We start from the raw sequence: 13,783 nt of genomic DNA, 5'->3' as shown, positions 1-13,783 counted from the left end.
CACGCAACTGAAGCGACACAACCGACTCCGCCTCACCCACCGACCGGTTCGCAAATTTGACGACCAGGTCAAACCCTTATGTGAGCGGCATTGGTTCTAGATGTCGATTCCGTAGCGCGCGAAAGGCGGTGACGGCCGCGCCGATACGGTCGACGCGATCCATCGCCACGTGCCGGGGTTCGAGGGTGGCGCCCCGGCGAATGCCGTACACGCGCATGTCGGCGTAATCGGCGAAGTCACCGCTGCGCACCACTTCGAAGACGTCGTCGTGTTTCTCCCGCTCCCGCAGGTAGTCCACGACCCAGGCGGGATCCAGGTCCCGCGGTACGCCGGTGAGCCGGTGGCCCTGGCTGCGCTGGACGAACCACTCCAGCACGTCACCGTCATCGGTCGTCAATGGTGCGGGCAAGCTGCCCACGAAGTGCACGAGTCGCGTCATCGCCTGTCCAACACGTAGTCCACCCGAACGGATCAGGCGTTCACCTACCGCTCAGAGCCCCGATCCGGCGGCTGCCAAGCAGGATAGGCCGAATAGATAGCCAGAAGTTCGCCACTCCTGGGAAGCCGGCGCTGGACTACCGCGGCGGCTTTTCGGAAACGCACCGCGTGGTGCCATAGCGTCTGCCGGAACTACCTGGTAAAACTCGGCCATGGTCGATCGAACGCGGTTCGCGCGGTTGGCGCTGGACCAGGTTGCCGCCGAGTTGGACGGCACGGCTCTTCGCGGCGGCTACCTCACCTCGGAGCGGATGCGATTCCTCGCGACGAAGGTCCGCGACGCCGGACAGGCCTACGACAAAGCTCTCGAATCGAACGCGGCCCCGGAATAAGCTTCGAAAACTTGCCGACCGCCGATTACGGGAGGCCGGATGAACGATCCGGCCTCCCATCCCTTCCCTGCGCTACCCGTGGCCGTTCGGCGGAATTCGAGACCCGGTGGCCTGCGCACGACCGCTCGGCGCTCGGTCGGCGTGGATCCGGCGTCGCCAGATATCGGAGGGATTCCAGTCCGGCGCGGTCCGCCCACGCGTGAGGGGGAACGCGGCCAGCCCGATCAGCAGCGCCGAAAAATGCCCGATGCCGGTGAAGGTGGGGTGGATGAGCAGCGGGATGGCGAACCACACCAGGATCGCGCCGAGGTACAGCCACCGCCACGGCCGGGCGACATGGTAGGTCAGGACTCCGATGATCGCGGCGAGAAAGTAACTGACGCCGATATCGCGGACATCGATCATCCCGGGATCGGCGTAGCCATGACGAATGGCCAGGGCCAGGATGCCCTCGCTGAGGTACGTGGCTCCGACGTGCGCGCCCAGACCGACGATCGCCCAGCGCAACGCGCCGAGCCACCGTTCGGCCGGCGCGTGGAAGACGCAGAACAGCACGCAGTAGGGCAGCCAGAAGTAGCCGTCGATCCAAAGCAGACTGGTCACGAGGACGTGCACCGGATCGGACTCGAGGTGACGCAGGTTGGTGGAACGCTCACCCAGCAATCGCTCCAGATCGCCGCGCGGCACCAGGTGCTGGATGATCGTGGTCCCGAGCAGCACAGCCAGCCAGGCGAAGGTCCACGGGGCGGTGCGCACGTACTGCCAGATGGACGCCGTGCGGCTGGGTCGCGTGCCGCCGGCGTCGGCTGCCTGAGTCATGGCGCGGCCTTCCCTGTGGAGTCCTCCGCCCGGAGGACGCGACCGCCCGGCAGCATTGCCGAATCGAGACGCGCGCTCCTGGCTCTGCCAGGTGAAACACTACTCTCGGACCGGCTCGAGATCCCGCCGATGACCTGTCCGCGCCCGGGGAATCCGCCGAGCGAAATCAGCCCGCCGCCCGCACGGCGGCAGTGCTGAAATCGTCGACGTCGGCGCAGGCGTCGAACGGGAGCGGCGGATAGCTGCCGTCCGTCGGGTGATCGGGATCGCCGTATCGGGCGCCGGGGAGCGCGGTCCAATCGATCGGGAGCCATGAGATGACCGTTCAGGCGGCCGTCGCTACTGGGCCGGTAGGTCAGGCTGACGGCGCACCGCGACGGGACCGTACACGGTCGAACGGAGAATTACCCCGCTCAGGCCCGCGGCCCGGTAGGGGCCGCCGTCCAGTCCGGCCGATACCTTCTGCTCCGCGTCCAAGCGGTACTCCAGGTCGACCTGCACGCTGTATTTCGCGCCCGACTCGGCGAAACTCGACAACGAAAGCCTCCACCACGATGCGCAACACTGGAAATGTTCACCCGCAGAGCTTTCCGCGCACTGCCGGACCGTCTAGGCCGACGAGCAGCCGCCCTACGGCGACTCCGGGGCAAGCGGCCCGGTGCGGTTGGCGGTGAGCATCCGGACGGCCGTGATGCGCAGGTCCGGACGGGGGCGCCGGGCGGTCAGCTCGGCCAGGCAGATTTCGCCGACCATGGCTACCTTCATCCGGGAGGCCGCGTCGGGGTCCGGCCATCCGGCGGCCACCATGTCCGGTCGTCCCACCGCGATGAACAGCTCGTGGCGGCGGCGGATCTCCTCGCGCAGATCCGGGTCGGTGCGCGCCTGCACCATGAACGCCTCGGTGCCGCGGGCATCGAGGCAGGCGTCCAGGAATGCGTCCAGGCTGGGGCCGATCCGTTCGATCCCCGGCGGAATCCCGGCCAGTGCCGCGGCCACCGACTGTGACAGCGCGTCGAAGAAGCGGCGGTGCAGAGCGATGACGTAGCTGCGGCGGTTGACGAAGTGGTGATAGAAGGTGCCCTTGGCCATCCCGGCTTCCTCGACCACCGCGTTGATCGAAAGACGGTTCAGCCCTTCGCGTTCCGCCACCACGGTGCCCGCGATGAGCAGCGCCGTGCGACCGGGGTCGGCAATGACTGTCATGTTTCCGAATTCTCCCCACTCTTTCTGGAAAGCCTAGTGTCGTGCACCGGCCGCACCTACGCTGTGACCGATCGGTCGGTCGAAGCCTAGCTGGGTTCCGGATGGGCCATCGGGTCATCGAGGACCGATCTGATTCCGGGCGACCCTGGGGGTTCGAAATGTCCGCTGAGTTTAAATTGGTGAGCGGCGATGTGGTGCCACTGGCGTCGAACGCACGCTATCTCGTATCGATCGACGACCTGTTGCCCGCGGATTCGCCGCGGTCCGACGGAGAGGACCGCAGGCATATCGCGCGACTGGCCGAGAGCGATACCGAATTGCCGCCGATTCTGGTGCATCGCAGCACCATGCGCGTCATCGACGGAATGCATCGGTTGCGCGCCGCGCAATGGCTCGGGCGCGAGCACATCGACGTCGTGTTCTTCGACGGGACACCGGCCGAGGCTTTTCTGCGCGGAGTCGAACTCAATACGACACACGGTCTGCCGCTGACACTTTCGGACCGCAAAGCGGCGGCCGAGCGGATCATCGAGACGATGCCGGAATTGTCCGATCGGGCCATCGCGTCCACCGCGGGACTGTCCGCGCGCACGGTGGCCACGATTCGCCAACGTTCGAGTGCGGAAATTCCGCACTCGAACGTCCGCGTCGGCGCCGACGGCAGGCGCAGGCCGATGGACCGCGCGCAACGCAGGCGCCGGGTCGCCGAGCTGCTGGCGGCCTCGCCGGACATGCCGCTGCGCGCGCTGGCCGCCGCGGCCGAGGTGTCCATCAGCACGGCACACGCGATCCGCAAACGCCTGCGCGAGACCGGGTCCTGCGATCGCGACAACACCGCCGAACAGCCCGAGGGCAGCGCGCTGCTGCTACAACAGCTCACCCGCGACCCGGCCATGCGGCACAGCCAGCAGGGCCGTGACCTGCTGCGCTGGCTGCACACCCATTCGATGCAGCGCGAAGTGTGGACCGCACTGGTGGCCATGGTCCCACCGCATTGCATCCCGGCCGTCGCCGAACTCGCCAGCCGCAATGCCAAGGAGTGGCGGGCGCTGGCCAGCTACATCGATCCCGGCGCCGCCGAATAGCGCCCGGCCGCATCGGCATTCGCCACGGCCGGAGTTCGAGAAAAGGTCATTCATCATGCTTGTTGGTCTCGCACGCCTGGCAACCCGGCGCCCGCGATCCATCCTGTACGGCGCGCTGCTCATCGGGATCGTCTGCGTCGGGCTCGGCTGGTCGGCGCCCGCTCACCTGAAGTCCGGCGGTTACATCCCGTCCGACACCGAATCCACCGAGGTCGCGGCGTTGCTCAATCGCGAATTCCCGGGTGCGGCACCGAATCTCGTGCTGCTGGTCACCGCGCCCGACGGGCTGGACAGCCCCGCGGCCCGCACGGTCGGCGAGCGCCTGGCCGCGGACCTGCGCGGCCGCGACCAGGTCGACGCGGTCCAGTCCTACTGGGAGCTCCCGCCGGATCTGCGGCAGGGGCTGCGCGGCAACGACGGCCGCGACGGCCTTGTCCTGGCTCATGTCACCGGCGACGACACCGACGCGCCGAAACGGGCGGGCACGATCGCCGAACACGTGAGCGGCGACTTCGACGGCGTCTCCGTGCGGGCGGGCGGCCAGGCGGTGGCCTTCGACGAGATGAGTCATCGGATCGTCACCGATCTCCTGGTCACCGAGGCGATCGCGATACCGCTGACCGGCCTGGCCCTGATCCTGGTCCTCGGCAGCCTGATCGCCGCGCTGATCCCGTTGTCGGTCGGCGTGTTCAACATCTTCGCGACGCTGCCGATCCTGCGGTTGGTCACCGAGGTCGGCGACGTGTCGATCTTCGCGCTGAACATGATGAGCGCGCTGGGTTTCGCGGTCGCGATCGATTCGAGCCTGTTCATGGTCAGCAGGTTTCGTGAGGAACTCGCCGCAGGCCACGACACCGGCTCCGCGGTCTCGCGCACGGCGCGCACCGCGGGCCGCACCGTGCTGTTCTCCGGTGTGGTGATCGCGCTGTCGCTGTCGACGCTGCTGGTCTTCCCGCTGTATTTCCTGCGGTCGCTGGCCTATGCGGGGCTGGCGGTGCTCGGCGCGGCCGTGTTCACCACGCTGCTGCTGGTGCCCGCCGCGCTCGCGCTGCTCGGCCCCCGCGTCGACGCGTTCGACTTGCGGGTGCTCCTGCGCCGCCGACTCCGGCGGCCGCGACCCCAGCCCGTCGAGGTCACCGCAGGCAGGTGGTATCGCCTGGTGCAGTTGGTCATGCGCCGCCCGGTGGCGGCCGCGCTGTCGGTGATCGCCTTGTTGCTGGTGCTGGGTTCGCCGTTCCTGTCCATCCGGTTCGGCGCCGCCGACGACCGGGTCATCGCGGGGGCGTCCAGCCACGTGGTCGGCGACGCCTTGCGCACCGGTTTCCGGGAGAACGCCATGGCCGGTGTGGTCGTGGCCATGCCCGGATATCGGGGCGGCGACGCCGACATCGCGGCTTACGCGCAGCGTTTGTCGCGCGTGGAGCACGTGACGTCCGTGCTGTCCGCGGCGGGCGTCTACGCGGGCGGGCTGAAAGTGGCCTCCGCGCCGCCCGGGATGCGCGACGACGCGGGCACGTACCTGCGGGTGGGCACCCGGCTCGACCCGTACTCCCCTGCCGCGATCGATCAGCTCGACCAGGTGCGCGCGGTCCCCGCACCGGGCCGGGCGCTGCTCGGTGGCGCGGCGGCCGAAAGTGTCGACTCACTCGACGCGCTCGCGGCGAAAGTGCCGGTGGCCGTCTTCGTGATCGTGCTGTCGACGCTGGTGGTGTTGTTCTTCTTCACCGGCAGCGTGCTGCTGCCGATCAAAGCGCTGCTGCTCAACACGCTTTCGCTGGCGGCGACCTTCGGCGCCATGGTCTGGATCTTCCAGGAGGGGCACCTGGCGGGCCCGCTCGGCTTCACCCCGACCGGCTACCTCGTGCCGACCATGCCGATCCTCATGTTCTGCATCGCCTTCGGCGTCTCGATGGACTACGAGGTGTTCCTGTTGTCCCGGATTCGCGAGGAGTGGCTGTCCTCCGGCGACAACACCCGCGCGGTGGCGACCGGCGTCGCGCGCACCGCGCGGATCTTCACGGCGGCCGCCTGCCTGATGGCGATCGCCTTCGCGGGCATGGTGACCTCGCACGTGTCGTTCATCCAGCTGTTCGGCCTCGGCCTGACCCTGGCCGTCCTCAGCGACGCGACATTGATCCGCGGCGTGCTCGCGCCCGCCCTGATGCGCCTGCTCGGCGCGGCCAACTGGTGGGCCCCGCGTCGGCTCGCCCGGTGGCACGAACGTATCGAAATCACCGAGACCAGCGCAGCTCTCGAGCCAGTACCCAAGTAGTGCGATAGGAACAACATGGCGAAATTCCGCACAGGCGTGATGGATTCCGGCGTCTACACCCGGTTCGCGCCCGACCTGCAATTTCGCGGCAGCCGCTCGGTGGCGATGGCGGGCGGGGCGGACTCGCTCTGGGTGACCGACCATTTGCCCTCGATCCTGCCCGCCTCGATCTGGAAACCGCGGCACGTCGGCATCACCCGGCTCGCACCGCACGCCGACGGCATCTACGAACCGTGGACGGCGCTGGGCTATCTCGCCGCGCAGAACCGCTTGGCCCGCCTACGGCTCGGCGTCGGCGTCACCGACGCGGGCCGCCGCAATCCCGCCGTGACCGCGCAGGCCGCGGCCACGCTGCACCAATTGAGCGGGGGCCGCGCGATTCTCGGCATCGGCACCGGCATACGCGACAACAACGAGCCCTACGGCGTGGACTGGTCGGCTCCGGTCGGACGGTTCGAGGAGGCGCTGGCGACCATCCGGGCCCTGTGGGATTCCCACGGCAGCCTGGTGACCAGGGACTCCCCGTATTTCCCGCTGCGCGACGCGGTCTTCGACGTGCCGCCGTACCGGGGCACCCGCCCGGAGATCTGGGTCGCCGCCGGGGGCCCGCGCATGCTGCGGGCCGCCGGGCGCTACGCCGACGTGTGGTTCCCCGGCTTCGCGCAGCGCCCACACGAATACCGGCATCGCCTCGACCTGGTTCGCACCGCGGCCTCCGACGCGGGCCGCGACCCGGCGTCGGTCGCGCCGGCCGCCGTGTTCAGCGTGCTCACCGCCGCCCGTCCCGGGCAGGTGGACGCGCTCGTCGAGAGCGTGGGCGCGCGGGCGCTGACCCTGTGCGCCCCCGGGGAGATGTGGACCAGGCACGGCGCGACCCACCCGCTGGGCGAGGACTTCACCGGCCTGCAGGACTACTTGCCGCAGACGTTGGACGAGCGCACCGTCCTGGACTACATCGAGAAGGTCCCGGCGGCACTGGTACGGGAATTCTGTCTGGCCGGAACACCGGACGAGATCGTCGAGCAACTCGCGCACTGGCGCGACCACGGTCTGCGCTATGCCGTGCTCATGAATCTCAGCGCAATTCATCCGAGCATCACACGAGGGATGATTTCGAACGCGCCCCTGGTGGCAACGTTACGCAAATTGAAACGTCTGTAACACAAGACAATTGACGGCCGCGCCGCCCGAGCAATAGCATGCATTCGAGCGAAGGAGCTCGTCACAATATTTGTGCTGCTGCGGTCGGGGGGCTCAGCATGGTCCCGCATTCAAGGCCAGGAGAAATAATGGTCGACATTGCAATAGTGGGTATCGGCTGCCGGTTTCCAGGCGGTGTATTCGATGCGGAAAGCTACTGGAATTTTCTGTTGAACAAAGGCGACGGGATCATCGATATCCCGCCGGACCGTTGGAGTATCGAAAAGTACTACGACCCGGATCCGGACGCGCCGGGTCGTATGTACACCCGGCGCGGCGGATTTCTCACCCAGCCGCTGTGGGATTTCGACGCCGACTTCTTCGGCATCGCCCAGAAGGAGGCCGCCATCCTCGACCCCCAGCAGCGGCTGCTGCTCGAGGTGACCTGGGAGGCGCTCGACGACGCGGGCATGGCCGGCCGGGTCTCCGGCCACCGCGTCGGCGTCTACGTCGGCGGCTTCATCCTCGACAACGTACTCGGGCGCAGCGGTCCGCTGGTCCGCTCGGCGATCACCAGCCACACCGCGATGAGCGCCTCGCACACGTTGTTGTCCAACCGCATCTCCTATCTGCTCGACCTGCACGGCCCGAGCCTGACGGTCGACACCGCCTGCTCGTCCTCGCTGGTGGCCACGCATCTGGCGGTGCAGGCGATCGCCAACGGCGAGTGCGAGATCGCGCTGGTCGGCGGGGCGAACGCGATGCTGCAGCCGGAGACGTTCATCTCGATGTGCAAAGGCCGGTTCCTGGCGGTCGACGGACGCTGCAAGACCTTCGACGCCGCTGCCGACGGCTACGGCCGGGCCGAGGGCGCGGGCGCGGTGCTGCTCAAGCCGCTGGACATCGCACAGCGCGACAACGACCGCGTCTACGCCGTCATCCGCGCGACGGGGGTCAACCAGGACGGCCGCACCATGGCCATACCGGTGCCGAATCCCGTTGCGCAAGAACAACTCGCTCGCCAGGTGCGCGACGACGCGGGTGTCGCGGCGCACGAAGTGAACTACCTCGAGGCGCACGGCACCGGCACCGCGGTCGGCGATCCGATCGAGCTGTCCGCACTGGGCGCGGTGTACGGCGCGGTGGACGGCCGCGGCGAACCGGTGCCGGTCGGCTCGGTGAAGAACAATTTCGGGCACACCGAGGCCGCGGCCGGGGTCGCGAGCCTGATCAAGGCCGCGCTCACCTTGCACCACCGCACGGTCGCGCCCCAATTCGAGTTGATCACGCCGAATCCGGCGATCGAGTTCGACGAGCTACGACTACGGGTGCCGCTGAGCGCCGAACCGCTGTCCGCGGCGCCAGGGAAGGGTGTGGTCGCGGTCAACGGCTTCGGCTACGGCGGCACCAACGCCCACGCCGTACTCGTGGAAGCGCCGCCGGCGGCCGCGCGAGCCGAGGACGAGCGCCCGGTGCCGCGGGTGCTGCCGATCTCCGGCCGCCACGACACCGCGGTGCGCACGCTCGCCGGCGATCTCGCCGACGCGCTCGACCGGCATCCCGCCGAGTCGGTGACCGCCGCCGCCTGGACCCGCCGCGCCCATCATCCGCTGCGGGTCGGCTTCGCCTACGACGACGCCGACGATCTGCGCACCCAGTTGCGCGCCTTCGCCGCCGGAGAGGGTCGCGCCCCGTCCCGGATCATCGGCGACGGGCAGGTCGAACCCGTCTTCGTCTTCAGCGGAATGGGCCCGCAGTGGTGGGGCATGGGCCGCGAGCTGCTCACCACCGACAGCACGTTCGCCAAGGTCGCCAGGGAGATCGACCGTGAGTTCGTCTCGGTCGCGGGCTGGTCGATCCTGGACGAGATGCTCGCCGACGAGGACGGCTCGCGGATCATGCAGACCGCGTACGCCCAGCCCGCCAACTTCGTGCTGCAGGCCGCGCTGACCGCCGAACTGGCCGAGTACGGCGTGTATCCGGCGGTGGTCGTCGGGCACAGCGTCGGCGAGGTCACCGCCGCGTACGTATCCGGCGCGCTGTCGCTGCGCGACGCGCTCACCGTCAGCTACCACCGCGCGCGACTGCAGGCGACCACCGCGGGCACCGGCGGCATGCTCGCCTTGGGCATGTCCGAGCGCGAAGCGCGCGAATTGCTCGCCCGCACCGAGAGCATCTCGATCGCCGCGGTGAACAGCCCCGGCGCGGTCACCCTCGCCGGTGACAGCCAGGACCTCGAACTGCTGCGCGACACCCTCTCTGCCACCGGCACGTTCGCACGCAGCCTGCGGGTCGAGGTGCCGTACCACAGCCATCTGATGGACCCGATCCTCGACGACCTGCGGGACGCGCTGGCCCAACTGGCGCCGCGAGACGCGAAACTCACCACGTACTCCACCGTGACCGCCGCCGAGATCGCGGGCACGGAATGGGACGCGGACTACTGGTGCCGCAACGTCCGCGAGCCGGTCCGGTTCGCCGATGTCATCGCAGCGCTGGTCGACGCGGGTCACCGGGTCTTCCTCGAGGTGGGCCCGCATCCGGTGCTCAGCGGCAACATCCGCGAGATGCTGATCCATCGTGGCGTGATGGGCGCCGCGGTGACCACGCTCTCGCGCGATCTGCGCGACCGCAACAACGTGCTGCGCGCCGTCGCGGACCTGTATGTCGCTGGCTCGCTGGACGGTTCGGCCGTGCCGGGCCGTCCGGACTCGATCGTCGAGCACCTGGATCTGCCCGCCTATCCGTGGCAGCGCAAGCGGGTCTGGCACGACGAGGCGGTGACCCTGCTCGATCGCCTGGGCAGGCCGGACGGCTACGCCCTGCTGGGCGATCCCACGACGGCGGGGAGCCCGGAATGGGAGGTGCAGCTGTCGGTGTCGCGGCTGCCTTGGCTACGCGACCACGTCGTGGCGGGACATGTCGTGCTGCCCGGCGCGGCCTATCTCGATGCCGCGCTCAGCGCCGCCGTGGAGCGCACCGGACGCACGAGCCTCGGCCTCGAGTCGGTGGAATTCGTCGCGCCGCTGGTGATCGACGAGCACGACATCCCGGTACTGCGGGTGAGCGTCGAGGAGCCGACCAAGCGCTTCCAGATCCGCTCACGCTCGGCCACCGCCGCCACCTGGACGCTCAACGCCCACGGCAGGCTCATCGAAGCCGACTTCACCGCCGCGGTCGTGGATGTCGACGCCCCCCAGCACGCCGTCACCGTCGCGGGCCCGGATCTGTATCGCGGTCTGGCGGCGCGTGGGCTCGACTACGGTCCCGCCTTCCAGCGCATCGTGTCGGCCGTCGTCGGCACGGACGCGGTGGTCGCCTCGCTCGCACCGATCGAGGAGGTGACGCCGATCCGGCACCTGGCCCACCCGGCCCTCGTCGACGCCGCGTTGCAGTGCGTCGCCGCGCTGGCAGCGGACTCGGCCACCGACGTGGCGATCGTGCCTGCCGCCGTCGCCGGGGTGCGCAGGCTGGGCCCGCTGCCGGAGCGGCCTCGTGTCGTGGTAACCCGGCGCGGAGTCGACCCGCTGCGCGCCGACATCGCGATCGTCGGCGAACAGGGCGAGGTGGCCATGCGGCTGCTCGGCGTCGAGTTCCGTCCGGTCAGCGCGGCGATCGATGTCACCCATCAGCTGGATCGCGTTTTCTACCAGCCGCTCTGGGAGATCGTCGAGACGCCGTCCGGTGCGCGGCCCGAGGAGGAGGCCGTGGTCGCCGTCTGCGTCGGCGCGGACGCCGCCGATCGCGTAGCGTCGCTGCTGGGCGAGCGGACCGCCGTCACCGTCGTGCTCGCCGATCCCGAAGCCGACGACAACGACGAGCGCCTGCGGCTGGCGCTGCGCTCACCCGAGGGTGTACCGATCGCCGAACGGATCCGGGTGGTCAGCGTGTTCGGCGACGCGTTCGACGGGTCGCGCAACGTCTACTGGCTCGCGCGTGTGGCCAATGCGGTCGAGCATCTGCTCGCCGACGCGCCGCAGGTCCGTGTCCGCAGCGTCGTCGTCACCGAGGACGCGCTGTGCACGCCCGCCGACAGCGCCGCCAAGGTGGCGCACGGCGCACTGGTGGGGGCGCGGCGCGCCCTGCTCAACGAACAACCCGCGGCGGGCTGGCGGCTGGTCGACGCGTCCTCGCGCTCGGGAACGCCGCTGAGGGATCTCGTCTTCGCCGACGACGTGCTCGACGAGATCGGGGTGCGGGGAACCGATTACTGGGCGGTGCGGCTGGACCGGAATTTCGGCACGTATCTCGACGAGCGTAACCGGGCCACCCCGCTGCCGGATCCGGAAGCCTCGTTCGTGGTGGAGATTCCCAAGTCGCGGCTGCTGTCGGATCTGGCGTTGCGCGAAACCGAGCGGGTCGCGCCGGGTCCCGGCGAGATCGAGATCCGGATGGAAGCGGCCGGGCTGAATTACAAGGACGCGATGAAGGTCATCGGCGTGCTCACCGAAAAGGAGCTCGCCGGCACGTATTTCGGTACGACGGTCGGCATGGAGGGCTCCGGTGTGGTCGAGCGTGTCGGCCCCGGCGTCACCGATGTCGCGGTCGGCGACCGGATGATGGTGTGTGCCCGCGACATCCTCCGCAGGTACGTCACCATGCCCGCCGACGCGGGCGCGACCATGCCGCACCGGCTGCTACCCGGCGAAGCCTACGATCCGTTGACCTGCGGATCCGGGTTGCCTTATCTCACCGCCGAATTCGGATTGCGGACGCTGGCGCGCCTGCGGCCGGAAGAGACCGTGCTCGTGCACGGCGCGGCGGGCGGCATGGGCATGGCCGCGGTGCAGGTCGCGCTGGACATCGGCGCCATCGTGATCGCGACGGCGGGCACGCCCGAGCGGCGCGCGCAGGTGCGCGCGCTCGGCGCGCACCACGTGTTCGAGTCGCGGTCGGCCGACTTCGTCGACCAGATCGCCGATCTCACCGGCGGCCGTGGCGTCGACGTGGTCTACAGTTCGGCGCCCGGCGAGATCCTGCGCCAGAACTTCCGGGTGGCCGCGGAATTCGGCCGCGTCGTCGACATCGGCAAGGCCGACATCTACACCGGCGGCGTCATCGATCTGGGGCCGTTCGACCGCAACCTCACGTTCTTCTCCGTCGACATGGACCGCGCGCTGGCCCACGATCCCGAGCTGCTGCGCACGCCGATGCGCGCCAGCCACGCGGCATTGCGCGCCGGCGCCTACCGATACCTGCCGCACACGGCCTATCCGGTGTCGGAGCTGGCCGCGGCGTTCGAGTCCGTCGCACGCTCCGATCAGATCGGCCGGGTTGTGCTGGACCTGCGCGAGGAACAGCCGATGGTGCGCCCGAGACTCGCCCACCCCCGGATCGACCCGGATGGCTGCTATCTGGTGACCGGCGGCTTCGGCGGCTTCGGCCTGGCCACCGCCCGGTGGCTGGTCGCCGAGGGTGCACGGAAGCTGGTGCTGGTCGGCCGCGGCGGCGCGTCCACCCCGCAGGCCCGGCAACAGGTCGCGGCGTTCACCGCGGCGGGCGTGGCGGTGCTCGAGGAACGGGTGGACGTCGCCGACTACGCCGCGACAGCCGCGTTGGTGGATCGCATCCGGTCGGTCGCGCCGCTGCGCGGGATCTTCCACGCGGCGGGAGTGGTGAACAACCTGCCGATTCCGCAGATCACCCGGGAATCGCTCGACGAGCTGTTCGCCAAAGTGCGCGGAGCGCAGCATCTGGACCGGGCGGTCGAGGAGGCGGGCATCGAGCTGGACATGTTCGTGCTGTACTCCTCGATCAGCGCGCTGGGCTGCATCACCCCGCAGATCGGCTATGCCGCCGCCAACGCCGCCCTGGACGCGCTCGCCGCCGACCGCCGTGCCCGTGGCGCCGCGGCACTGGCGGTGAACTGGGGCTTCATGAGCGGCGGCGGCATGGCCGACAAGACCGAGGCGCTGGTGGACTACGTGAAGTCGATCGGTTTCCTGCCCATCGACATGGACCGGGCCACCGCTCTGCTGCGCGAATGCCTGGCGCTGGACACCACCCAGGTCGCGGTGGCGGACATCGACTGGACGGTGTGGTCGCGGGTGGCCCGGCCGTCCACCGACACCCGTCGCTTCCGGCAGCTGCTCGCCGACATCGGCGTCGGCGGCGAGGCCGGCGGCGCGCTGCGTACCGAGATCCTCGCGCTGCCCACCGAACAGCGCGCCGACTTCGTCGCCCAGCGCCTCGCCGATCAGCTCGCGGTGGTGCTCGGCGTGGACACCGGCGCCATCAACATCGACGAGCCGGTCACCGACCTCGGCATGGACTCGCTCATGGCGATGGAATTCGGGGCCCGCACCGAGAAGGAACTCGACGTCAAGATCTCCGCGCTCGAACTCAGCCGGGGCCTGTCGCTGCGTGGCATCGGCGCCAAGGTGGTCAGCCAGTTCACCGAGCCGGCCCAGGCGCAGGCCGCGGCATGAAAGGCA

The 13,783-nt window shown here is 69.4% G+C and carries 9 protein-coding genes; 5 read left to right on the top strand and 4 right to left on the bottom strand.

Annotated features, from left to right (window positions below):
• Window positions 1-76 precede the first annotated feature (76 nt).
• Window positions 77-439, bottom strand: a complete 363-nt coding sequence (locus ACWEO7_RS19725; protein WP_452425069.1) for a hypothetical protein — start codon at window positions 437-439, stop codon at window positions 77-79.
• A 211-nt stretch (window positions 440-650) separates the two neighbouring features.
• Between ACWEO7_RS19725 and ACWEO7_RS19720 the strand changes: the two genes are divergently transcribed.
• Window positions 651-830 carry a hypothetical protein gene (locus ACWEO7_RS19720; protein WP_355081194.1) on the top strand — a complete coding sequence of 60 codons (180 nt, stop codon included), beginning with the start codon at window positions 651-653 and terminating at the stop codon, window positions 828-830.
• Between the two features lie 72 nt (window positions 831-902).
• On the opposite strand, the gene ACWEO7_RS19715 is transcribed toward ACWEO7_RS19720, so the two are convergent.
• The 3 genes from ACWEO7_RS19715 to ACWEO7_RS19705 all read right to left on the bottom strand — a co-directional run bounded on the left by ACWEO7_RS19715 (window position 903) and on the right by ACWEO7_RS19705 (window position 2,852).
• Complete coding sequence (locus ACWEO7_RS19715; RefSeq protein WP_452425067.1) at window positions 903-1,649, bottom strand: rhomboid-like protein; 747 nt, start codon at window positions 1,647-1,649, stop codon at window positions 903-905.
• A gap of 339 nt (window positions 1,650-1,988) precedes the next feature.
• A complete protein-coding gene (locus ACWEO7_RS19710) occupies window positions 1,989-2,186 on the bottom strand; it encodes a hypothetical protein (RefSeq protein ID WP_452425065.1) in 198 nt (65 codons plus the stop codon).
• A gap of 93 nt (window positions 2,187-2,279) precedes the next feature.
• Entirely contained in the window at window positions 2,280-2,852 is a 573-nt protein-coding gene (locus ACWEO7_RS19705; protein WP_452425063.1) for a TetR/AcrR family transcriptional regulator, read from the bottom strand.
• A gap of 158 nt (window positions 2,853-3,010) precedes the next feature.
• Here ACWEO7_RS19705 and ACWEO7_RS19700 point away from each other — a divergent pair, with 158 nt between their 5' ends.
• The 4 genes from ACWEO7_RS19700 to ACWEO7_RS19685 all read left to right on the top strand — a co-directional run bounded on the left by ACWEO7_RS19700 (window position 3,011) and on the right by ACWEO7_RS19685 (window position 13,777).
• Entirely contained in the window at window positions 3,011-3,937 is a 927-nt protein-coding gene (locus ACWEO7_RS19700) for a ParB/RepB/Spo0J family partition protein (RefSeq protein WP_452425061.1), read from the top strand.
• A 55-nt stretch (window positions 3,938-3,992) separates the two neighbouring features.
• Entirely contained in the window at window positions 3,993-6,209 is a 2,217-nt protein-coding gene (locus ACWEO7_RS19695) for an MMPL family transporter (protein WP_452425059.1), read from the top strand.
• Between the two features lie 15 nt (window positions 6,210-6,224).
• Window positions 6,225-7,370, top strand: coding sequence for an LLM class flavin-dependent oxidoreductase (locus tag ACWEO7_RS19690; RefSeq protein ID WP_452425058.1), 1,146 nt, complete (start codon window positions 6,225-6,227; stop codon window positions 7,368-7,370).
• Window positions 7,371-7,498: 128 nt separating this feature from the next.
• Window positions 7,499-13,777, top strand: coding sequence for an SDR family NAD(P)-dependent oxidoreductase (locus ACWEO7_RS19685; RefSeq protein ID WP_452425056.1), 6,279 nt, complete (start codon window positions 7,499-7,501; stop codon window positions 13,775-13,777).
• Window positions 13,778-13,783 lie beyond the last annotated feature (6 nt).

Source organism: Nocardia sp. NPDC004260 (assembly GCF_053603155.1).
The sequence above is the reverse complement of the archived record's forward strand: the minus strand, read 5'-3'. Positions and strand labels throughout refer to the sequence as shown.

Coding starts and splice junctions, on each gene's coding strand:
- ACWEO7_RS19685 (WP_452425056.1), top strand. CDS start 7,499: ATGGTCGACATTGCAATAGTGGGTATCGGCTGCCGGTTTCCAGGCGGT.
- ACWEO7_RS19725 (WP_452425069.1), bottom strand. CDS start 439: ATGACGCGACTCGTGCACTTCGTGGGCAGCTTGCCCGCACCATTGACG.
- ACWEO7_RS19690 (WP_452425058.1), top strand. CDS start 6,225: ATGGCGAAATTCCGCACAGGCGTGATGGATTCCGGCGTCTACACCCGG.
- ACWEO7_RS19705 (WP_452425063.1), bottom strand. CDS start 2,852: ATGACAGTCATTGCCGACCCCGGTCGCACGGCGCTGCTCATCGCGGGC.
- ACWEO7_RS19695 (WP_452425059.1), top strand. CDS start 3,993: ATGCTTGTTGGTCTCGCACGCCTGGCAACCCGGCGCCCGCGATCCATC.
- ACWEO7_RS19715 (WP_452425067.1), bottom strand. CDS start 1,649: ATGACTCAGGCAGCCGACGCCGGCGGCACGCGACCCAGCCGCACGGCG.
- ACWEO7_RS19720 (WP_355081194.1), top strand. CDS start 651: ATGGTCGATCGAACGCGGTTCGCGCGGTTGGCGCTGGACCAGGTTGCC.
- ACWEO7_RS19700 (WP_452425061.1), top strand. CDS start 3,011: ATGTCCGCTGAGTTTAAATTGGTGAGCGGCGATGTGGTGCCACTGGCG.